Below are 21,313 nucleotides of genomic sequence, written 5' to 3'. Positions count from 1 at the left end.
ATCTAGCGTTTACGACTATTTCTAATCTCAAGCGTTAGTCTAGTTGGCCTGCTGTGCCGTGTCAGTGGATGCGCATTGTAGGGAAATTTGAGATCAGCGCAAGGGGGTTTTTCAATTAAATTATAATAATCGAATCAAGCGAGCAGTTATCAGCCTTTCTGCTGTTATAAACAGCGCTGACGATGATTTTATATACCGCCATGCTTTAATATAACGCATAGACTCACCAATCGGCTTAACTAAAGTCTAAGTTCTAAGTTCTACATTCATTGAATCTGAAGCGCTAGCATTCAACTTACTCGCAACTGATTACTGGTAACTGATGCTAAATACATAAATGCCTCATAATGATCTTATTAGGTTAGTGATCATAATGAGGCATTTCGTTTACGACAGATACTTATATTAAGTCGATATTCTGTCTTATTAATCTGGAGCTAGTTAGGCCTACTTAAACTTAGCTGGACTGAGCAGGATGTTTGACCTTATAACTGAGCCTAGTGCAACCTTAGCCTGATTTGGGCTTGCGTTACATAAAACTAAGCCTGCTTTAAGCCTGACTTGCCAAATAAGCTGGCACATCTGCAATTGAGTCAAGCACAACCGTTGCTGCGGCAATTGCATCATCAGTTACTGACTTACCGGTTCTCACCAGTATTCGAGTCGGCACGCCAGCCGCCTCTGCTGCTAGCATGTCGTCGCGCTTATCACCGACCATAACTGACTGAGACAGATCAATGTTTAAGAATTGCGCCGCAGAGTTCAGCATTCCAGGTTTTGGTTTACGGCAATCACAATCAACTTTGTATTCGCCAATACCTTTTTCAGCATGATGGGGGCAGTAATAAATGCCATCAAGCTCAACACCTTTATCAACAAAGTTCCAATCCATCCATTCAGTTAATGAATGAAACTGATCTTCTGTATACATTCCTCGAGCAATACCAGACTGATTAGTAACAACTGCAAGTAGATAACCCATGTTTTTAAGTGCAGCGCACGCATCAAACACACCGTCTACATATTCAAAATCGTCAACCTGGTGTACATACCCATGATCTAGATTGATAACGCCATCTCTGTCTAAAAATACCGCTCGATTCACAATACATTCTCTCTAATATGCAATAGCTATTATTATTTCACTCATTACAACAAATTGCACCGTGAACTTGCTATAAAGCACGTAATAACGTGTAATGGATAAAATATACACTTTACATTTTAATGCCGATAGCCAATCCGGCATTAGTCAATGAATAGCGATGGAAATACTAAGATGTCTACTATCTATCAACAAAGACGCAATGATCTGCTTGAACAGTTACCTAATAACAGTTTAGTCATTGTCGCTGGCTATCAGCAAAAAGTGCGCAGTAAGAATATCAAATATCATTTTAGGCAGGACAATGATTTCCTCTACCTAACAGGGTTTAACGAACCTGATGCGATTGCCTTACTTATTAAGCGCGAAGTTAATCAATATTTCTTATTCTGTCGCCCGAAAGACCCAGCACAAGAAGTCAGTTTTGGCACTCGAGCAGGTGCACAAGGTGCTGTTACCCTACACGGCGCAGATCAAGGCTATGATGTTGCTGATTTCGAGCAAACCCTACTACCACTATTGCAAGGTATACAAACTATCTATGTGAGTGATGAGCTAGGACGATTCTCATCTGATCTTGTTCACTGGGCAAACTACCACAGACATCATTGCTCATTTGATACGCCTAAACAATTCACCACAATTAAACCGTTAGCCGAAGTGTTGCATGCTAAGCGTGTCATTAAAACAGATGATGAGTTGACTAAAATCCGTTCAGCGGTTGCTGCATCTACTGCTGGCCATAAGGCTGTGATGCAAGCATGTCGCCCTGGGATCAACGAACGTGAGTTAGCATCGTTATTTGATTTTACTATCGCTAAACATGGCTGTAATGCTGTTTCCTACCCGAGTATCGTCGCTGGCGGTAATAACGCCTGCTGCCTACATTACGAAGAAAACTGCTGTGAGCTTAGCAATGGCCAGGTGTTACTCATCGACGCTGGCGGTGAATTTGATCATTACGCAGCTGATATTACCCGTAGTTACCCAGTAAATGGCAGCTTTTCAGCAGAACAAAAAGTCATCTATCAATTGGTTCTTAACGCGCTGGATCAGGCCATAGCGAAAGTGCAACCAGGAGCTGCATGGAACAGTCTTTACGAAACGTGCATGCGAGTAATGGCAGAGGGACTTAAGGAACTTGGATTTTTATCGGGTTCGATTGATGAGATTATGGCAACTGAAAGCTATAAACGCTTTACTGTTCACAAAACTGGGCATTGGCTCGGGATGGATGTACATGATGTAGGACCTTACCATGATGATAATGGTGAATGGCGAACATTAGAAATGGGTATGGTGTTTACGATAGAGCCCGGTATTTATATCCCCCAAGATACACTTGATGTTCCCGAAGCCTACCGTGGCATAGGGATCCGCATCGAAGATGATATATTAGTTACCGTAAACGGTTATGAAAACTTATCAGCTAACGTCCCAAGAACTGTTGAAGAGATAGAAAACTATATGGCTAATTAGCAATTAGCTAACTCAAACTTTAAAATAAAAATCTCACATAAAAATGATGGCTGCCATATAAATGCAGCCATCAGTGCTTTTTCCACAAGAGTATTCGCAAAACAGCACTCCTACAATAGATCACTCCTAAGAGCCTCTATTACTTAACGAGCCACTGTAACATGAGCCTATAAGACGTTTTTTGCGTATTACTTTAACATTGGTTCCAATTTTTCTTTAAACCAGTTCGTTAGCAAGTCTCTTTCATATGGGAATGGATCATTCGTGATAGGCTGGATCCCAAATAGGAAACCCATATTATCCAATTTTTCAGTTCCTGATTTGATTACCTTCCCATTTTGGCTAAGGGTGTAGTCAAAACTGATTTTAGGTGGATATAGTTCGGTCACGACCCGAATATCATCTGCAGCTGTAGCACCAAAAGTAGGTTGTACATCACCGGCTAAATCTACATTGGTAACGGTTAAATCAAGCTGTTGATCTTTTGCCAAGTGTTTGTTGGCAAGTTGACCAAGTTCATCAGTTAACTCAGTGAAGAGGTATTGCTCAAATTTTGACTGCAAGCCAATGGTTGCTTCAATATCACTGTATTGATTAATATCTTGCCATAAAATATTAAGGTTACCATCATTAGTCATAATATTTAGAGGAACGGTCGGCTCATCTGTTTTGGCACAACCACTCATGATTAATGTTGTAGTAATAGTTATAAGTAAAAGTAATTTTTTCATATGGGCTCCATTTATTATCAAGTCATCTTATGTATAACTCAAATTTTTGACATTGCATGATTTTTTTTCAAATCAATTAATCAATTGATACCTAACAGCTTTAAACATCGTAGTCAGTTTAGGATGATTGCTACACTTAGATGCTAGTTGACAGGCAGCTCGAAGGTCAAAATTCAATCTAAACCTTAACAATCCAATGAAAAGATCTCTTTTGCAGGTATACGGGTAAATAAACAACGAATAGTCTAATTTTAGCGCACTATCACAGAGCTGTTGCATCTTTTATGACTGCTGTCTAACAAGTTCAGCTACCTTCTTTGCAGAGACAACCGCGCCCTCGTGTAGACCATCATAAAGGTAAGCTCCCACATAAAAAGTATTGTTTTTACCATTATTGACGATAATGTTGTGCCGGTAATGAAGTGCTTCGACACTATAAAGTGGCGTGTGATGTTCAAAAGTTTGAATGATATTATCTTTGGTGATTAAATTATCAATATTATAAGCCAAACTATATCGCTGCTCTGTAGGCAAAGCACAGATACGGTTTAAGTTAGCGTTATAGCCCCAACCGGCTTGAGTCTGAAAAAAATCAAATTCTGAGGGTTGAGATATACCATAACTTTGGTAAACCAAAGAGTCAGTGTGCAGGACCGTAGTAGCCATATTCTCTTGCCAAGGAGAAAAGCATTCAATTTCAAATGCGGTTGGATCGGATATTAGCGTTAAAACCTGATCAGGCGGCACGGCTAAGACCAGCTTATCGAAGTGTTCCTTTGTATCATGATCCCATTTAAGCATGACCCCCATATTAGAGCGCCTAATTGCAGTTATATTGGCATTTAAGAACACCCTGCCATTTAATTGCCTTTCAATTTTCTCTATATAGCTGTAAACCCCTCCATCAATTCGTTTCCAATCAGCCCAAAAGTAGCGTCTAAAAATAGTAAATGCCAACTCAGCTGGAACCTTAATGATCCCTTTATAGGGAATAGAAAAACAATACATAACAAAAAGCTTTAACCAGGTATCTTTCACCTGATGCCTACTCACATAATCCGCCAAAGGCTTACCTCTAAACGATGACATAGGTTTAAGATATACCTGCAGTAATATCCAATTGGCTGAGAGATAAACAAATGCCAGCTTAACAAATTCGACTAAAAGGCCAACACCCTTAATGTTTCTGGTGATCACAGTAGGAGAAAGAAAACGTTTCTTATTACGCTTAAATAAAGCAGAGCCCACTTCTAAAGGCTTAAGCTCAACACCGAGCTCTTCCATTAGAGCGATAAAATGCTTAAAGTTACTTGAAAACTCAACGACGCCGCCTTCGAGGGTGAGGCTAGGATCGATACCCGCCATTTTAACATTTTTATTAACCGTACGAATATGACCACCAAGCATAGACTGCTTCTCAAATACGGTGACACTGTGCCCAAGCTTACTCAGGTAGTATGCCGTCACCATGCCACTAGCACCGCCACCGATAATCGCAAACTTCATGCTTCCTCTCTCCTCTCATATTACCGAAAAGATGTGGGGCTCAATTCATCATTCAATCGGAGATTAAATACGTTCTCCGCTCAGCTTCTGATACAGCTTTGCACCAGTCCAGAATGTCCCTGCAAACCCTGCATAACCAGATGAAGCGTTACAGAAATAGAAATCTTTCAATGAACTGTTCTCGGTTAATCGCCACAAGTTAAAATAAGCTGGAGTCATCGCCGAACCATAGGAGTTCCCCTGCGGACACCAACAAAAGTTTTCATTCGTCGTCGGACTACCGGTATTTTTATATGCCAAGTACTCTCTGAAATCTGCAATATAATGTTTTTCAACCGTATCGATTATTGCGTCAAATATCTCTCGTTTTTTGTTTCGATATGCTCTGGGATCACTTTGTTTTAACGCTTTAAAGTATTGGTAGTCAGCAACAGTTAAAAACTCTATTACCTGCTGCCCTTCAGGCCTGTCAGAACAGTCATGAGTTAAAAAACCTGGGGTAGAAATTGCAAAACTGGGAGCCGAATAATCATGCTGGTAATACATGGTATCAAAAGCGGTATTAAGATCTTGATGACTGGTGTGGAAGATATTCCACTTACCAAAACCATAGTCCTCTAACTTGATATCTTTGACCACACAGTAGGCCATAAAATTTGAAGGGGAGTAGGCATAATCCAATTGTTTTCTGAGCCTCAAAGAGAACTTTTCTATACCGATTAAATGAGCCGCTTTTTTAGGATCCATATTACAAATAGTGCGCTTACCTTGATAGCGGCTCACCTCCTCGTTGACAAGGTTTCTTGCTTCAACCCCTATAACCCGATTATTGTCGACGATAAATTTATCAACTTGAGTCTGATAGATGATCTGCCCACCATTAGCAGTAATCGTATCGACCAACGAATTGATGACATGATCGAAATGATGTGTCGGGTAGTAGGCCCCCCTCTGATATCCGGTAAATAGTAGAACCCAGGCACAAAATGAAAGCTGATTAGGAGGCAGTAAAAAATCAGGCCACTGAAGAGCCAGTAGTGTTTGCGCTTCTTGCGGTAAATGGTGTTTATCAAAGGCCTGCTGCAGAGTAAACCTTATGTTTCTACACGCGGTTACCGTTTCTCTTAAATTTGTGAATATATTCTTATAGCGTTCGTCGCCTGATAGCACTGCTAAACCATCGGCCGTTCGCCTTACTTCATCGATAAAAGCCGTGCATTGTGTCCCATGGGCAGGAAAAATGGATTTAAGTCTTTTAAGCAGTAGCTCTGTATCATAGGGAATATCCAGCTGGTATCCCGGCATTCTCATATGATCGAAGCCTTCAGGATCAAACGATTCGAAGGTAACCTGTTTATCCAGTTGAAGCTTTTTAGTACCTTGTTAACTGTCTCCCCTTCGCCACAATTCCAGACATAATGCAGTTGTGCATTAAATCGATAGTGTTTACCCATTGGGAAAGTATGCCCGAAACCGCCGGGATATTGATGTGCCTCCAACATCAGTACTTTACTACCAGACTTTGCACTGAGAGCACCAAAAACTAACGCAGATAAACCACTACCAACGATTAAGTAATCCGCATCCATTATCCACTCCACTTTTTGTCGCGAGGGTCCAGTCCGCTTTTTAACGCGTAGGTGAAGGTATAGCCTCTAAATATACCAACAGCCCTATTCATTGTAGTGCGCTGCAGACTCGCCAGCAAATAAGCCACCCGCGATAAGCTCATATTAGCAAAAGTGGTAATCATGTTGAGAACAGCGATTCCTGCTATGCATTCACTTACTCAGGTTTGTGTCACATCGGCGTAGATGTGCTACGTTAATCATATCAATACCCTAAGAAGCTTATGCATAAGGATGACCATGGAGAACACAGAAAGCATGGAGAACCTGGATAACTTGGAAATCGAAAACTCCCAAGCAATCTTGCTCAAAATTACAAAAGTCGTCGAAACTGAGTGTCATCAAGATGCCTGCGCACTACTCGAGGAGGGATTTGTGTTACTGGGTATAAATAGCAATGTATTTGAAGACAGTGAAAATCGCTTTGTTTACTCGCTGGGGTTTCCAAAACCCTTAGACAAACTCAGTGATTGGGCTAGCGCAAACTTTTAAGAGCCCAATCATTTGTCACCTAAGCGAGTCTATAGTCGGGTAAGCTATAAAATTCACCTAAAGCGAATTGTAAATAGAGTAAGCTTCTACTCCATTTACAATCGCTGACGCCGACATTTAAATAATCAGCCTGTATTCTGGTTGAAAGTAATCAAGACTAGTTAAACCTATCAATCCTATAGGGGCTTAAGTCGATATTAGCTTGCTGACCTAGTACTTCTTGAGTTAACAGTTTTGCTGTTAGCGCCGACCATGTAAGCCCTAAATGTTGATGCCCAAAAGAGAAAAATACATTCGCTTGTTTTTGACTCCGCCCGAGCACAGGCAAGCTATCGGGCATCGACGGTCTAAAGCCCATCCAACGCACGCCGTCACTGACGGAAGCATCAGCAAAAAGCTCAGGCAACAAGGCTTTACCATGAGGGAACAAACAATCGGCTCTAGCATTAACTAAGGGGGCTTTTAAACCACCAAACTCCACCGTACCCGCTAAGCGAGTGCCGTCAATCATAGGGGTGATAATAAATTTGCGATTATATGAAGCGACGGGACGAGACAGGCTGCTTTTTTGCGGCATCATCAAATGATACCCACGCTCGGTTTCCAGCGGCACAGAATAACCTAATTGTTTTGCAAAAGGCTTAGACCAAGCACCCGAGGCTATAACCAAGCGATCAGTCTGTTCGCTATTACCTGAGCCTAGCTCAAGCTGAATACTTGGACTGGTTCTAGCCGTGTTTATCTTAACAACCTCTTCAGTAATAAGCTGACCACCTAAGGCTTTAAACTTTGTCTCGAACGCTTGGCATAAACGATACGGATCGCCAGTGTGGCCTACATGAGTAAAATATAAGCCATGGGTAATATTGTTACTCAGTGAAGGCTCAAGCGCCCTAACTTGCTCCCCATTAAGCAATTGAACCTCGACGCCAGCATCAGCGTAAGCGCGGAACTCCTTTTGAACGACCTCTATTGCTGTACCTTCAAATACCAATAAACTCCCGTTCAAAACCAATAGGTCTTCGCAGCCACAAAATGCAGCGAGTGACTTCATTGCCGCGATAGAATCTTGATTCAGCGCCTTGATTGCACGGCTGTTTTTCGCTCTACGCGATGGCAACATATTGTGTAAGAAGCGCATAAACCAGGGTAATGCTTTAAAAAAATATTGCGGCTGAATGCGAAATGGTCCTAAAGGATCCAATAGCATACCCGGCAGCTTTGGTAACATTGCAGGATCCGCTAAAGGAAATACTTGCTCAGTCGCAAAGTGACCCGCATTACCTTTAGAAGCTCCGGCTCCGGCGCCCTCTTTGTCGATAACAGTGACATTAAACCCTTCTCGTTGTAGCTCAATCGCTGCCGATAGCCCCACAATCCCTGCGCCAACAATGGTGAGTTTACCGGCATGACTTTGGCTTAAGCCTTGGCTTTGAACCTGACTCTGACTCGTGGCGTTCATATATATTTCTCCAATCTCATTCCCCACTTGATTAACCACTAGGCTAGCGCAAGATAAAACCATCTTGAAATACATCATCAGGATCAATAAAGAACTGATGCTTTCCAGTAATGTACGAACGGCCTGATACTTCTGGGATCACCGCCGTTTTACCATGAAAAGTTGATTTAGCGGAGGCACTAACAATCATTCTGCCATCAACAATACTCTCAATCATCAGTGGAGTATTTAGCTCAACCTCGCCTTTGGCATATAACAAGGCAATACGCCCCGCAACGCCAGTCCCCGTTGGTGAACGGTCTACTTCCCCGTCAGCAAAAATACACACATGGCGAGAATGAGCCTCTGGGTTTGTCACCTTTTTAGAGGTGAAGATGGTGCCATAAAGAAAACTTAAGTCTTCTTCTAATGGATGCACTAACGGGTGAGTCGCCATAACGGCATGCTTTATCCGGCGGCCAATATCTATCAACTGCGGTGCATTATCCTGACCACAACTTATTCCGTGCTCGTCAGCATCAACATAAGCATAGTAAGCCCCGCCAAAACCAATATCGTATTTAACCTCGCCAAAACCTTCGACATTCACACTGCAATCTAGCGCATCCGCCCAAGAATCTACATTTTTAAAGCTAGCGTGAATTTTTCCCACTTGGTCACGATAAGCTTTTGCTGTAATCAGGCCTGCTGGCGCATCGATTTTAATAATGCGAGGAGAATCCGTTAATTGTATTGTGCCGGTTTGGCACATCACCTTAACCAAGGCCAAAATCCCATGACCACACATGCTGCTATAACCTTCGTTATGCAAAAATAGTACGCCAAAATCGGCATCTGCTGTCACAGGCTCTGTAATCAGCGCCCCATACATATCGGCATGCCCGCGTGGCTCGTGCATCAGTAATTTACGGTAGGTATCCAAATTTTTTTGCACGTATTGGCGCTTTGCTAAAATGGTCTCACCTTTAATCTCTGGATAACCCGAGATCACTATCCTTAACGGCTCGCCTTCTGTGTGTGCATCTATAGTGACAAAATCTTTAAAATTGCTCGCTAATTCAGAGCTTATTGTGATCGACTGCATATTTTTATTGCTCCATCGTTAACACTTGGATATTGTATACAATAATTCCTGTGGTTTTAGTATCATTTATTTAGATACATTCTCTAAACAAAAGGGTTTCAATTTAAATACATGCGTATACAATATACCAATCTACACCTAACTCCAAACGCTACACCGCAGTAATAAAGGCTTAATATGAAAGTGAATTGGCAAGGTGTTTTTCCAGCAATCTCAACACAGTTTAATGAAGATGGTTCAATTAACTACGAATCAAATTCTCGTATGTTAGAAGACCTAATAAGAGATGGTATTAACGGAATTATTGCTTTAGGCACGATCGGTGAAAATGCCTCTTTGACCCCTGAAGAAAAGCGCGAATTCATCAAGCACACAGTTGAAACCGTAAATGGCCGTATTCTTGTACTATCTGGTTGTACTGAAAATACTGCTGAAGCTGCATCTCTTTATGCACAAGATGTAGAGAAGCTTGGCGTTGACGGTCTTATGCTTCTACCTGCAATGGTTTATCGTGGTACCAACCGTGAAGTAGTCACTCATTATCAAACTGTTGCTCGTTCAACTAACCTACCAATCATGATCTACAACAACCCTGTAAGTTACGGTGTAGATATCAACCTAGAAATGACAGCGATTCTTGCAGAAGAAGAAAACATCGTGGCGATTAAAGAATCAACAACAGACACTCGCCGTCTAACTGAACTGCAATCTCGTTTCGGTGATCGTTTCAACATCTTATGTGGCGTTGATGATATCGCTCTTGAAAGCCTTTTCCTTGGCGCAACAGGCTGGATTTCTGGTCTAACTAACGTATTCCCGCGTGAGTCAGTAACCCTTTTTAAGCTAGCTCGCGCTGGTCGTATTGAAGAGGCGCGTGAAATCTACCGCTGGTTTATGCCACTACTGCGTTTGGGCACTATCCCGACGCTAGTTCAATGTATCAAGTTTGCAGAGCAAATCGTTGGCCGTGGTAACGAAAATGTACGTCTACCTCGCCTAACACTTATCGGTGAAGAGCGTGCATACGTTGAGCAGCTTATTGCTCAAGCACTTGAGACTCGCATCGATTTAAACAAGTACAACATCGACTAATTGAAAGTTTGATGTTTATATAGCCAGCCGTTTAATGCAAATTAAAAGACTGGCTTTAATCACTTTATCAATAACGATAACAATGGAGTGTTTTACATGCTAAAAGGCACGTTTTTTTGTGTTGATGCTCATACCTGTGGCAACCCAGTCAGATTAGTAACAAGCGGACACCCTCACCTGCTTGGCGACACCATGAGTGATAAACGCCAACACTTTCTTCGAGAGTATGACTGGATCCGTAAAGCATTGATGTTTGAGCCACGTGGCCACGATATGATGTCAGGCGCCTTTCTTTATCCTCCTTGCTCAGACAACGCCGACGCCTCAATCCTATTTATCGAAACCAGTGGCTGCTTACCTATGTGCGGCCACGGCACAATCGGCACCATCACCGCCGCCATTGAGTCTGGTCTATTAACCGCAAAGACGCCTGGTCAACTGATTATTGATGTGCCCGCTGGACAGATAAAAATCGATTATCAACAAACTGGCGAAAAAGTGGACTGGGTAAAGATTTATAATGTCGCCGCCTATTTAGCTCATCAAGACCAAATTTTAGATATCCCAGGACTGGGTACACTTAAGGTCGATGTGTCCTACGGCGGTAATTATTACGTTATCGTCGACCCACAAACAAACTTCCCTGGGCTGCGCCACTGGAGCGCCGGTGACATTTTAAAGTGGAGCCCAATCGTACGTAAAGTCGCGCAAGAGCAACTCACTTGTATTCATCCAGACGACCCTACTGTAAGCGGCATAAGCCATGTGCTTTGGACAGGCGATACCATCAGTGATGGTTCAGATGGCGCCAATGCTGTTTTTTATGGTGATAAAGCCATCGACCGTTCGCCTTGTGGTACCGGCACCAGTGCACGTCTTGCACAACTTTATACCAAAGGTTTATTAAACGTGGGAGATGAATACACCCACGAAAGTATTATCGGCAGTCAATTTGTCGGTCGAATCGAAGCTGCAACATCAGTAGGCGAACATAAAGCGATTATGCCAAGCATCAAAGGTTGGGCACGAATAATCGGTCAAAATGCCATCACGGTTGATGACAGCGACCCGTACGCGTTTGGCTTCCAAGTCATCTAACCGCACGAATTTCTTAATGAGCTTTAAAACTCAGGAGTAAACATGACAGATTTAAACAAAGTTAACATCTCTGGCCAGCATTTTGTAAACGGTGCCTGGACTAACGAAGCCACTGAATTTAACAGTACCAATCCCGTCACCAATGAAGCACTTGTGTGGCGCTTTGCTAACGCAAACAAAAGCATCGTAGAAAGTGCAACAACTGCGGCTAAGCAAGCATTTGCTCAATACCGCAGCCTAGCGCCGACGCGCCGCGCTGAGTTTTTAGAAGCCATTGCCGATGAAATTCAAGCCGATATCGCAGCGATTACAGAGACAGCTCATTTAGAAACAGGTTTACCAATGGCTCGCCTTCAGGGCGAAACTGGCCGTACTTGTGGCCAATTACGACTATTTGCGGGCAACCTAAGAAACCCTATCGATAGCCGCTATGTCGATTTAGCTAACCCAGAAAGACAGCCACTGCCTAAGCCCGATACTAGACTTACCACCTTGCCTCTTGGCCCGGTAGCAGTATTTGGCGCATCGAACTTTCCGCTAGCGTTCTCAACCGCCGGTGGCGATACTGCATCGGCGCTTGCAGCAGGTTGTACCATTGTCGTTAAAGGCCATCCCGCTCACGCTGCAACCAGTGAATTGGTTAGCCGTGCAATCGAGCGTGCTGCAGTTAAATGTGACATGCCAAACGGTGTATTTAACTTAGTACAAGGCGTTGCACCAGAAGTGTCAACGCAACTGGTCACCTCCCCAGCGATCAAAGCTGTTGGCTTTACAGGTTCACTCAAAGTCGGTCGAATTTTATCGGATCTTTGTGCAGCGCGCCCTGAGCCAATACCATTTTATGGCGAGCTAGGTTCAACTAACCCACAGTTTATTTTGGCTAATATTTTAGAAGAACAAGCTGAAAGCCTGGCTTCGACTCAAGTGCAGTCCATGCTTATGGGCCACGGCCAGTTTTGTACTAGCCCAGGCGTCATTGTGGCAGTTAAAGGTGAGGCGTTAAATCGCTATAAAGCGACGCTAGCACAAGATGTTGCTTCACAAAGCGCTGCGAGCATGCTGACTGCTGGTATTGCTAGCGCATACCAATCACAGATTGAAGCGTTGCTAGCCAACCCTAAAGTTGAACTAATTGCTCAAGGTGAGTCTTCACCTGCAAATCACTTTACACGCCCTACGGCGTTAAAAGTGACTGCAACTGACTTTCTTGCATCAAACGCTATTCAACAGGAAGTATTTGGCCCATGTGCAGTGCTGGTTGAATGTGACGATAGCGCACAAATGCAAGACATCGCTGAGCAGCTTGAAGGTCAACTTACTGCATCTGTACACGGCTTAGCGACTGAATTTGCAGAGAATAAAACTTTGATTGAAGCGATTGCCTTTAATGTTGGCCGCCTAATATTCAATCAAATGCCTACGGGTGTAGAGGTTTGTCACTCAATGAACCATGGTGGCCCTTATCCTGCTAGCACAGATAGCCGTACAACCTCTGTAGGTTCAGCGGCTATGGCGCGTTTTGAACGACCAATATGTTATCAAAATATGCCAGAAAGCTTGTTGCCGACCCGCGTCATTGCAGGTGAAAAAGGCGTCATCACTTTTTAAATATGTCAAAAATATGAAAGGGAAACCATCGGTTCCCCTTTCATTATAATGGCATTAGCGGTAACCTAGGACGGATCAACTTGTATTAATAACAAAAAAATCGGGAACTATGAGCAGAACAACACCTATCGTCCATAAAACTCGCACACAAATTGTGGTCGAGGTGCTTAGGGAAAAAATCCTTTCCGGTGAAATCGCGGCAGGCAAACCCTTACGTCAAAGCGCCTTAGCAGATGAATTGAATGTTAGCCGAATTCCGGTAAGAGAAGCCTTGTTGCAACTTGAAGCCGAAGGCTTAGTTAAGTTTGAAGCCCATAAAGGGGCTACAGCAACATTGCTTTCTGCAGAACATGTCACCGAACTTTTTGATTTACGAGCACTGATTGAAGGCGACTTACTTGCTAAGTCAATACCGAATTTAAGTGAAGAAGATCTCAATCAAGCCGAAAGTATTCTGCAAGAAATGGACGCGGCTTTCCAAGATGAAGAGCAAATTGAAAATTGGAGTGGTCTAAACTCACAATTCCATACTTGTCTCTACAGTGCGGCAAATCGTCCACACACTCTTGAAGTCGTTCAAGGATTAAATACTAACTGTGACCGTTACGTTCGATTACAGCTATTTTTAGCAAGCGGTGTACCTAAAGCTCAACAAGATCACCGTGAGTTACTTGAGTATTGTAAGAAGAAAGATATCGAAAAAGCTGTCCAACTATTACGCGCTCACATCCTACACGCTGCCGAAGCGATCCGCGTATTAGTTAGCCAACAAGAGGGCTAGCTCACTGTTGGTTAGCAATTTTATTGCTAAGCTTCACTTATACAGATCCCATAAGGCAGAGCTCAGGTTCTGCCTTTTAAGTTAAGAGAATACCTAGATGCAGTACGCTACTATTACAGGTTGGGGAAAGTGTGTTCCGCCTGCAACCCTAACAAATCATGATCTTGCAACATTTATCGAAACCTCAGATGAGTGGATTAAGCCGCGCACTGGGATCAGCCAAAGACATATAAGTCACGTTAACACCTCTGAACTGGCCTCTGTTGCCGCTAAACGAGCACTCGCCGCAGCGGGTATCGATGGTAGTGAACTAGATATGATTATTCTAGCCACTGCAACACCAGACACTCTGATCCCAAATATCGCTTCAACAGTGCAAGCTGATGTCGGCGCTACTTGCGCAGCTTTTGACATCAACGCTGCATGTAGTGGCTTTTTGTATGGCTTAGGTCTAGCTAGCTCACAGATCAAAAGTGGCCAGTGTAAGAAGGTCTTAGTGATTGGTGCAGAGCGCTTATCTTTCTTCCTTGACTGGTCTCGTCGTGATACCGCTGTATTATTTGGTGATGGCGCAGGTGCAGTTGTAGTTGAAGCCACAGATGAAGCTATTGGTGTTTTAGGCTACGAGCTTAATAACGATCCAGATGGTCGCGATATCCTTAAAGCAGGCTTCGGCACTGCAATGGATAGATTTGAAGCCTCTTCTTTAGATTTCTATATCGAGTTTAATGGTCAAGAGATCTTTAAGCGCGCGATTGCCGGTATGGGTAAGCTAAGCGCTAAAGTTATCGAAAAATGTGGTATCGATAAAGAAGAGATCGACTGGGTTATTCCTCATCAGGCCAACGAGCGTATTATTGATACGTTAATTAACCGTATGAAGATCCCGAAAGAAAAAGCGATTGTGAATATTGCTAACTACGGTAATACATCTGCTGCGACGATTCCAATTGCTATTTGTGATGCGCTAGAGCAAGGCAAGATCCAGCCTAACCAAACCATTTTGTCTTGTGCATTTGGCGCTGGCCTAACATCTGCTGCGGCATTAATTAAGTGGGGTGATAGAGTCACACCAATTAATACTAGCGACGCAGAGTTACCACCTTGCGATAAAACAGGTATCGAGCTTGTTGCAAAAGCGGTAAAACATTTCTGCGGATAAAGCATTTTCAATGCTAAAACGGTGAGTTAAAAACTGACTCTCGCAAACATAAAAACACCGATTTATATCGGTGTTTTTTTATATCAGATTTAAAGCGGATTTTACAATTTCAGCTCATCCCAATAGACAGCTTCAGAAAAGTAACGACCAATCTGATTATTTAGTTTACCAAAGCTCGATAAAGCCCGCTCCTCGCCACTTAAACAATGCCATACAAAGCGGTGGCAATTATTATCAAACAAATCATACTCTCGATAACTAAAGATGGACTGCTTCGCTCTTTGCAGCACCTCAGTGCCAATCAACGGCTGGTGCAAGTGATTACAGGCCTGATAGATACGACTGCCACTGCGCCCCGCCAAAAAACGTTGGGTTGAGACCGCCCGCACTAAACCACTGCCGTGTAGTTCTACCAGCGTATTATCACCTAGCCAAATTCCAGTATGCTCGATCACACCAAACACAAAACAACAAACTATCGCCCCAGGCATAGGTTCGACTTTTTTAGCCCCAGTCTTCCAAAGGCTCGGTGCCAGTATGGCAGACTGACCACTAACATGTTTAGCACTTGCTTGGCCTTGCTGCCGCTTTAGTGCAATCGTCTTTTGCTTTTCTCGCTCTTCAGCCACAATTGCCGCGCCCACTGCAGCAGCGCCTAACCATATTAGCGGTAATGCCATTTATTCTTCCTGTTAATGAGTCTCGCTGAGCGAACACATCTTTATACTGATGGGTATAACTATAGATAATCTAGCCAACTGCCGACTATGGGTGAACATAAAAAATGTAACTAAAGACGATACATACTTAAGCTCGGTGCTATATCCTGTTTCCTAGGCACATAACAGGCTGTAAAAAGGCACGCACTCACAAGAGAGAAGCTGGAGCTTAAGATGATGACCGTCTAACACAAATAAAAAAGCTCTATACAAAGTCATCTAAGGCATTGAATGCTTGCCGTTAATACACTACTTTAAATAGTGTGGAACCGATAAGGAGCAGCACATGAAAGGGATTATTTTTTCCGAGTTTATTGAGCTTGTTGAGAACACTTTTGGCTTAGAGATCTGCCAACAGATGTTAGATGAAAACAACAATGATGGCGTTTATACCAGTGTGGGGACCTATGATCACAAAGACTTAGTTAATCTGATCATCACCTTAAGTAAACTTACCGGGATCTCAGCAGAAGACTTACAACAGATTTATGGTAAAGCGATTTTCAAAATATTGTATAACAGCATGCCCGGGCTTGAAGGCCAATCGGCATCAACGTTTGAATTTATAAAAAGCGTTGAAGAATATATACATATCGAAGTCAAAAAACTCTACCCCAACTCGAACCCTCCTAGCTTTACCTTTATCAGCTCAACACAGAGCCAATTAATCATGGACTATGTATCTGCACGTTGTATGGCCCATGTTTGCTTTGGCCTTATCCAAGGCTGCGCCGACCACTTTAATGAAAACATTGATATCAAAATGGAACCGATTGTCGCTGATCAATCTGAAGTCCGCTTCACCATGACCTGTATTTAATTTGAGGGTCATGTCTATTATGCCAAATGATGAAATAAACGAGTTAAGCAAAAGAGTTGAACTGCTGACCAGGAAAATAGAACGGGAAAAAGCAGCCAAAAAGCTTGCAGAAAAGCTATTGGAAGAAAAAAGTCGTGAGCTCTATATCGCCAAGCAAAGAGTCGAAGACTCACTGATCAACATAAAGGAAAAGTCGGAGCAGGATATCGCTCTACTGCACTTTAAAACCTATTTAGAATCAATCCTTCTGGACTTTAATCAACTATTTTTACAAAAACCGATCTCAAATATTTTGCTGCAACGCTTACTCGACGATCTGATTGGGGTTGATGAGATAAAATCCTGTAAAATAAGATTTAAATCCATAAATGATGAGCTAAAATTCGACTCTTTTTATGCTGGTGATAAAGGGCTTATCAACACCGATAACCACGCCTTATCACCGCTTATCTGGACAGATGATTACCGTCAGATAAAAATCATTATTAACGCTGAAGAAATGATACTAGGTAGCTTGACCTTAGTATTAGACTCCCCTCGGTCTTGGCAACACACCATCGAAAAGCAGCTACTGCTTTTTTGTGACATGATCAGCGCCGCTCATAAACGACAAGAGCTGCTGGCTAAAACCATCAAAGAAAAGCAGCGAGCTGAACTCTCTGAGCAGTCGACAAGAGACTTCGTTGCCATGATAAACCATGAACTCAGAACCCCACTCAATGGTCTATTAGGCTCAGCAGAGCTTATGAGTGACACTGAGTTAACGCCGCATCAGCATCAATTGCTTGGCACTATGCACCAATCCGGTGAGTTATTACGGGTGATCATTAACGACCTACTCGATCTCAGTAAAATGAATGCGGGTATGTTGCAGATAGTAGAAGTTGATTTTTCACCTAAAAAGCTCTGCCAGATGGTCTACGATATTTTCAAAATCAGAGCTGAAGAGTCCACTCTAGAGTTTGCGTTTGAGTATCACACAGATATACCTGAAACCTTAGTCGGCGACCCTGACAGAATTAAACAAATACTGGTCAACCTAATTGGTAACTCCATCAAGTTTACTCAACAAGGGAAAATTACGGTTAAAATCCAATGGCAGCAAGATGAGTTCTGTTTTTCGGTAGCCGATACGGGTTGCGGGATCCCCCAAGATAAACTTGATACCTTGTTCGACCCATTCACCCAGGTCAATAACTCCAGTAATCGTGCCTATGAAGGCACTGGATTAGGACTCGCAATCTGCAAATATTTAATCGGTGAAATGGGCGGGAAAATCAAATTAGACTCCCAGTTAGGCCATGGCACTCAATTTGATATCTGCTTGCCATTAAAGCGATCCGATGCGGTAATAGAGGCGGTGACGCCAACTGCAACCGATGTTCAAATCGATAGCATCACAGTACTCGTGGTAGAAGATAGCTCTGTGAACCAAATGCTGATTGAGATGATTTTAGCCAAATATAACATCAAGCCAGCTATCGCCAAAAATGGCTTAGAAGCGATAAGCTATCTAGAGCAGCACCAGGTAGACATCGTATTTATGGATTGTCGTATGCCTGTGGTCGATGGATTTGAAGCCACGAAAAGGCTTAGACTAAAAGGTTACCAAAAGCCGATCATTGCGCTAACGGCAAGTACCACCTCAATTGAAACACAGCAATGTTTCCAATGTGGCATGAATGAAATTATAAGTAAGCCCTACCAAAAAGAAGATATTTACCAAGTTCTTATCAAGTGGGGAAAGAAAATAAAGCGCCTTAGTCCCAACTAACCGAACGCCCCCAGAATTAACGATATTAATTTAGGTAAAGCCAATTAACACAACTAAGCTAACTGAAGCTGACTTAGTTAAGACAGACTTAGTTAAGACGAGCTTAGCTAAAGCTAGTTTTAGATAACCACAAACTAAGCATCACTTTATTAGCCGATACTTAAGTTAATAGATCATGCAGGCTCAGTTCATCATTACCCGCGATACCTGCCATCTGAGCTAAGAGTAACTCTGCGCAAGATAACGCATCAACCGCTGCATTATGGGCTGCGTAAACAGGCAGACCATAACGCTTTCGACAAGCATCAAGTCTTAATGTGCCCTCTTTAATCACATCATGCTGCCTTAGTAAACGTTTCTTCTCAACAGCCATGGTGTCAATCGCGACAAATTGTACGCTCTGGCCGTAACAACGTTGCAGTGCGGCTTTTAAAAAGCACAGATCTAAAGGTGCATGGTGAGCCACTAATACATGCCCCTGGGTCTGAGCCAAAAACCACGCCATCGCTTGCTTAACACTGACAGCTTGCGCCAGTTGACTGTCAACGATGCCATGAATAACGGCACTGTCACCTACGCTCCCTTCGATACTCACCAAAAGATGCTTAGATTTTGCGACTTGAAGCAAACCGTTTTCAATGGGAATAAGCCCAATACTCAAAATTTGGTCCAATTTGCTATCAAGTCCTGTCATCTCCAAATCAAACGCCATCAAGGGAACCTGAGGTAAAGGCATAGATAACTGCAGAGTTAACGCCCGATAATAGTCAGCTATCACCTCTTGTTTACTGAGCAATGCATTTAGCTGTAACCGAGTTTTTAAATATAAGTTTCTCAAGATTTAGCCTTTTTATCGCGCCCTAAATATCGACTACCTAGTAACTTCGCATCATTTTAAGCTTGAGCCCAACCTGCCCATCGTGCACCACCTTAAATGCATCACGTAACTGGTGCCTCACTAAGGAAGATAGGTTTTGCGGCATTAAGTAGTTAGTCACAGGCAGTGAATGCGTGTACTGATAGCCCTGATTAGACAAACGCATATGCGCAATAAACTCATGGGCGTCGGCAAGATTGAGTGCATCTTTGCGGTTAATGATATTTTGATCCATCAAGGCACGAATTCGCTTGGCGGTATTAACCTCTTTAATGCCAGCAGATAACGCATACACCCTTGCAATATCATTAATCAAGGCATTACCTTTATGTTTTAAATCAATCCCCTTCACTTCACTGCCATCGCGCTCTAAAACAAACTTTCTGAAGAAACCAAGCGGTGGCGCGCTCGTTAATGAGTTACCGGTCAAGCTCGCGAGAAAGATATCGTTACCTTTCGTATTATTAAGTACCGTGTCTTGCAAACCATCAAATAACGTCTTGGGACCATAAACTGAGCGCATATCAAAAAAAATACTCGCATGCATCAACGCCTTAGGCTCAGGTGTATTCACCCATCTGTTGAAGACGTGCTGCCACTTCTCGAGCGACATTCGCCACTTAGGGTTTTGCGCCATAATATCGCCAGGACAATAAATATAGCCACATTCGTCTAAGCCTTTGCATACTGCATGAGACAGAGCATCAAAATAACCTTGTGCAGCTTCATCCGGCTCATGGGCAAGCAATAAGCCATTATCTTGATCTGAACATGCCGCTTGATCTTGTCGTCCCTGCGACCCAAAAGCCAACCAACAAAAGGCCATTGGTGCCTCACCTAATATTTGTTGATTGAGCACAATCAAACGCCGCGTTAAAGCATCAGTTACCGAGGTCAACACTCGACCAATCTCCTCGGCTCTAGCATCGGCACTGATCAGGTTTTGCAGCAGTAATGGAATTTGTTTACTCACCTGAATTAAACTTTGTAGGTCTTTTTGCCGCTCAATTTCACCGATAAGCAACAGTGGTTGCGAACTTTGCCCCCGCAATATATCGGTACTGGTTACCACACCAGTTGCCACACCATGATCAACAACGGGAAGGTGATGAATATTGTGCTCACTCATCAACAGCATCGCCTCAAATACTAAAGAGTTAGACTCTATCGTCACTGGTGTGGTTGTCATCGCTTGATGCACAGGTAAGTGACCATCAAAGTTTTCCGCCAAGACCCGATTACGCAGATCTTTATCGGTTAAGATCCCGACTAATTTATGATTATCAATAACCAAAACCGACGACACACGTGAGTCCCGCATCAATCTGCTCGCCTCAGAGACTGTCGCTTTCATGTCTATCGTCAAAGGAGAGGTCGACATTAACGTAGTGACGCGACTAGTCGTCGTCAGCTCTTTAGCTTTAAACCGCCCTTGATGTCGCAGCCGTTTTGCAAAAGCTCGATTGAAAAAACGGTCAAACTCACGACTCTCTTTTCTCAAATAGTCAAACATCTGTGGAGGCAAGTGATAAACCAGACCATCTTCTAAAATCGCGACTCGGTTACTGGCTTCTTCACCCGATAGTAACGAAGGAAAACCAAAGTAGTCTCCTTCAGCTAGCCTATCGAGCAATTCACCATTTTTATCACGGACTTCAAACGCTCCACTGCGCACAATATAAAGCTGAAGGTGATTAGGATCTAACGGCACAAAAGCAGAGGCTTTACTGTAATAACCAATTGTTAAGGCATGGCAGCAGCGAGATAAGGCACCTTCATCTAACGAATCAAATGGGACTCTCTGTTGTAAAAACTGCATGATGGGCTGTAATTCGCTGGCATCCATTAAGTTATTCCCGCAAACAAACGATCATTTACTATATCGCGGTTTTCCT

The 21,313-nt window shown here is 43.0% G+C and carries 19 protein-coding genes; 9 read left to right on the top strand and 10 right to left on the bottom strand.

The features are described from left to right. Window positions 1–550: 550 nt before the first annotated feature. Window positions 551–1,105, bottom strand: a complete 555-nt coding sequence (gene gmhB, locus ACVBIK_RS10375) for a D-glycero-beta-D-manno-heptose 1,7-bisphosphate 7-phosphatase (protein ID WP_447161675.1) — start codon at window positions 1,103–1,105, stop codon at window positions 551–553. A gap of 174 nt (window positions 1,106–1,279) precedes the next feature. On the opposite strand from gmhB, the gene ACVBIK_RS10370 reads away from it, so the two are divergent. Next, window positions 1,280–2,584: an aminopeptidase P N-terminal domain-containing protein gene (locus tag ACVBIK_RS10370; RefSeq protein ID WP_447169622.1), complete on the top strand. Its 1,305-nt coding sequence runs from the start codon at window positions 1,280–1,282 to the stop codon at window positions 2,582–2,584. Window positions 2,585–2,772: 188 nt separating this feature from the next. Here ACVBIK_RS10370 and ACVBIK_RS10365 read toward each other — a convergent pair whose 3' ends face one another. The 4 genes from ACVBIK_RS10365 to ACVBIK_RS10350 all read right to left on the bottom strand — a co-directional run bounded on the left by ACVBIK_RS10365 (window position 2,773) and on the right by ACVBIK_RS10350 (window position 6,410). Continuing rightward, on the bottom strand, window positions 2,773–3,315 hold the full coding sequence (locus tag ACVBIK_RS10365) for a DUF3016 domain-containing protein (protein ID WP_447161677.1): 543 nt from the start codon (window positions 3,313–3,315) through the stop codon (window positions 2,773–2,775). A 282-nt stretch (window positions 3,316–3,597) separates the two neighbouring features. Then, window positions 3,598–4,821, bottom strand: coding sequence for an FAD-dependent oxidoreductase (locus tag ACVBIK_RS10360; protein WP_447169621.1), 1,224 nt, complete (start codon window positions 4,819–4,821; stop codon window positions 3,598–3,600). Between the two features lie 63 nt (window positions 4,822–4,884). Then, window positions 4,885–6,132 (bottom strand): phytoene desaturase family protein, encoded by a 1,248-nt coding sequence (locus ACVBIK_RS10355; protein ID WP_447169620.1) that lies wholly within the window; start codon window positions 6,130–6,132, stop codon window positions 4,885–4,887. Further along, window positions 6,129–6,410: an NAD(P)-binding protein gene (locus tag ACVBIK_RS10350; protein WP_447169619.1), complete on the bottom strand. Its 282-nt coding sequence runs from the start codon at window positions 6,408–6,410 to the stop codon at window positions 6,129–6,131. The genes ACVBIK_RS10355 and ACVBIK_RS10350 overlap by 4 nt, the downstream gene beginning before the upstream one ends. Window positions 6,411–6,689: 279 nt before the next feature. Between ACVBIK_RS10350 and ACVBIK_RS10345 the strand changes: the two genes are divergently transcribed. Continuing rightward, on the top strand, window positions 6,690–6,941 hold the full coding sequence (locus ACVBIK_RS10345; RefSeq protein WP_447161680.1) for a hypothetical protein: 252 nt from the start codon (window positions 6,690–6,692) through the stop codon (window positions 6,939–6,941). Window positions 6,942–7,098: 157 nt separating this feature from the next. On the opposite strand, the gene ACVBIK_RS10340 is transcribed toward ACVBIK_RS10345, so the two are convergent. Both ACVBIK_RS10340 and ACVBIK_RS10335 read right to left on the bottom strand, forming a co-directional pair. After that, window positions 7,099–8,403 carry an NAD(P)/FAD-dependent oxidoreductase gene (locus tag ACVBIK_RS10340; RefSeq protein WP_447169618.1) on the bottom strand — a complete coding sequence of 435 codons (1,305 nt, stop codon included), beginning with the start codon at window positions 8,401–8,403 and terminating at the stop codon, window positions 7,099–7,101. 43 nt (window positions 8,404–8,446) lie between these two features. Then, window positions 8,447–9,487, bottom strand: coding sequence for a proline racemase family protein (locus ACVBIK_RS10335; protein ID WP_447164451.1), 1,041 nt, complete (start codon window positions 9,485–9,487; stop codon window positions 8,447–8,449). Window positions 9,488–9,664: 177 nt separating this feature from the next. On the opposite strand from ACVBIK_RS10335, the gene dapA reads away from it, so the two are divergent. From dapA to ACVBIK_RS10310, 5 genes are all read left to right on the top strand, one after another. Next, complete coding sequence (dapA, locus tag ACVBIK_RS10330; RefSeq protein WP_447169617.1) at window positions 9,665–10,579, top strand: 4-hydroxy-tetrahydrodipicolinate synthase; 915 nt, start codon at window positions 9,665–9,667, stop codon at window positions 10,577–10,579. Between the two features lie 96 nt (window positions 10,580–10,675). After that, window positions 10,676–11,677, top strand: a complete 1,002-nt coding sequence (locus ACVBIK_RS10325; protein ID WP_447161684.1) for a 4-hydroxyproline epimerase — start codon at window positions 10,676–10,678, stop codon at window positions 11,675–11,677. A gap of 42 nt (window positions 11,678–11,719) precedes the next feature. After that, window positions 11,720–13,285, top strand: coding sequence for an aldehyde dehydrogenase (NADP(+)) (locus ACVBIK_RS10320; protein ID WP_447169616.1), 1,566 nt, complete (start codon window positions 11,720–11,722; stop codon window positions 13,283–13,285). 109 nt (window positions 13,286–13,394) lie between these two features. Further along, window positions 13,395–14,066 carry a GntR family transcriptional regulator gene (locus ACVBIK_RS10315; protein WP_447164449.1) on the top strand — a complete coding sequence of 224 codons (672 nt, stop codon included), beginning with the start codon at window positions 13,395–13,397 and terminating at the stop codon, window positions 14,064–14,066. Between the two features lie 97 nt (window positions 14,067–14,163). Continuing rightward, a complete protein-coding gene (locus ACVBIK_RS10310; protein WP_447161687.1) occupies window positions 14,164–15,228 on the top strand; it encodes a beta-ketoacyl-ACP synthase 3 in 1,065 nt (354 codons plus the stop codon). A 101-nt stretch (window positions 15,229–15,329) separates the two neighbouring features. Here ACVBIK_RS10310 and ACVBIK_RS10305 read toward each other — a convergent pair whose 3' ends face one another. Next, window positions 15,330–15,908 carry a lecithin retinol acyltransferase family protein gene (locus ACVBIK_RS10305; protein ID WP_447164448.1) on the bottom strand — a complete coding sequence of 193 codons (579 nt, stop codon included), beginning with the start codon at window positions 15,906–15,908 and terminating at the stop codon, window positions 15,330–15,332. Window positions 15,909–16,233: 325 nt separating this feature from the next. Here ACVBIK_RS10305 and ACVBIK_RS10300 point away from each other — a divergent pair, with 325 nt between their 5' ends. Next, window positions 16,234–16,767 (top strand): heme NO-binding domain-containing protein, encoded by a 534-nt coding sequence (locus tag ACVBIK_RS10300; protein ID WP_447161689.1) that lies wholly within the window; start codon window positions 16,234–16,236, stop codon window positions 16,765–16,767. 10 nt (window positions 16,768–16,777) lie between these two features. Then, window positions 16,778–18,541: a hybrid sensor histidine kinase/response regulator gene (locus ACVBIK_RS10295; RefSeq protein ID WP_447169615.1), complete on the top strand. Its 1,764-nt coding sequence runs from the start codon at window positions 16,778–16,780 to the stop codon at window positions 18,539–18,541. A gap of 160 nt (window positions 18,542–18,701) precedes the next feature. Here ACVBIK_RS10295 and ACVBIK_RS10290 read toward each other — a convergent pair whose 3' ends face one another. Next, window positions 18,702–19,379 (bottom strand): exonuclease domain-containing protein, encoded by a 678-nt coding sequence (locus ACVBIK_RS10290; protein ID WP_447169614.1) that lies wholly within the window; start codon window positions 19,377–19,379, stop codon window positions 18,702–18,704. 37 nt (window positions 19,380–19,416) lie between these two features. After that, window positions 19,417–21,264, bottom strand: a complete 1,848-nt coding sequence (locus ACVBIK_RS10285) for a DUF294 nucleotidyltransferase-like domain-containing protein (RefSeq protein WP_447161692.1) — start codon at window positions 21,262–21,264, stop codon at window positions 19,417–19,419. Window positions 21,265–21,313: the final 49 nt, after the last annotated feature.

Source organism: Shewanella sp. 125m-1, assembly GCF_052977065.1.
The sequence above is the reverse complement of the archived record's forward strand: the minus strand, read 5'-3'. Positions and strand labels throughout refer to the sequence as shown.

Coding starts and splice junctions, on each gene's coding strand:
- ACVBIK_RS10355 (WP_447169620.1), bottom strand. CDS start 6,132: ATGAGAATGCCGGGATACCAGCTGGATATTCCCTATGATACAGAGCTA.
- ACVBIK_RS10340 (WP_447169618.1), bottom strand. CDS start 8,403: ATGAACGCCACGAGTCAGAGTCAGGTTCAAAGCCAAGGCTTAAGCCAA.
- ACVBIK_RS10295 (WP_447169615.1), top strand. CDS start 16,778: ATGTCTATTATGCCAAATGATGAAATAAACGAGTTAAGCAAAAGAGTT.
- dapA (WP_447169617.1), top strand. CDS start 9,665: ATGAAAGTGAATTGGCAAGGTGTTTTTCCAGCAATCTCAACACAGTTT.
- ACVBIK_RS10370 (WP_447169622.1), top strand. CDS start 1,280: ATGTCTACTATCTATCAACAAAGACGCAATGATCTGCTTGAACAGTTA.
- ACVBIK_RS10345 (WP_447161680.1), top strand. CDS start 6,690: ATGGAGAACACAGAAAGCATGGAGAACCTGGATAACTTGGAAATCGAA.
- ACVBIK_RS10320 (WP_447169616.1), top strand. CDS start 11,720: ATGACAGATTTAAACAAAGTTAACATCTCTGGCCAGCATTTTGTAAAC.
- ACVBIK_RS10350 (WP_447169619.1), bottom strand. CDS start 6,410: ATGGATGCGGATTACTTAATCGTTGGTAGTGGTTTATCTGCGTTAGTT.
- ACVBIK_RS10315 (WP_447164449.1), top strand. CDS start 13,395: ATGAGCAGAACAACACCTATCGTCCATAAAACTCGCACACAAATTGTG.
- ACVBIK_RS10305 (WP_447164448.1), bottom strand. CDS start 15,908: ATGGCATTACCGCTAATATGGTTAGGCGCTGCTGCAGTGGGCGCGGCA.
- ACVBIK_RS10285 (WP_447161692.1), bottom strand. CDS start 21,264: ATGGATGCCAGCGAATTACAGCCCATCATGCAGTTTTTACAACAGAGA.
- ACVBIK_RS10365 (WP_447161677.1), bottom strand. CDS start 3,315: ATGAAAAAATTACTTTTACTTATAACTATTACTACAACATTAATCATG.
- ACVBIK_RS10300 (WP_447161689.1), top strand. CDS start 16,234: ATGAAAGGGATTATTTTTTCCGAGTTTATTGAGCTTGTTGAGAACACT.
- ACVBIK_RS10325 (WP_447161684.1), top strand. CDS start 10,676: ATGCTAAAAGGCACGTTTTTTTGTGTTGATGCTCATACCTGTGGCAAC.
- ACVBIK_RS10310 (WP_447161687.1), top strand. CDS start 14,164: ATGCAGTACGCTACTATTACAGGTTGGGGAAAGTGTGTTCCGCCTGCA.
- ACVBIK_RS10335 (WP_447164451.1), bottom strand. CDS start 9,487: ATGCAGTCGATCACAATAAGCTCTGAATTAGCGAGCAATTTTAAAGAT.
- ACVBIK_RS10360 (WP_447169621.1), bottom strand. CDS start 4,821: ATGAAGTTTGCGATTATCGGTGGCGGTGCTAGTGGCATGGTGACGGCA.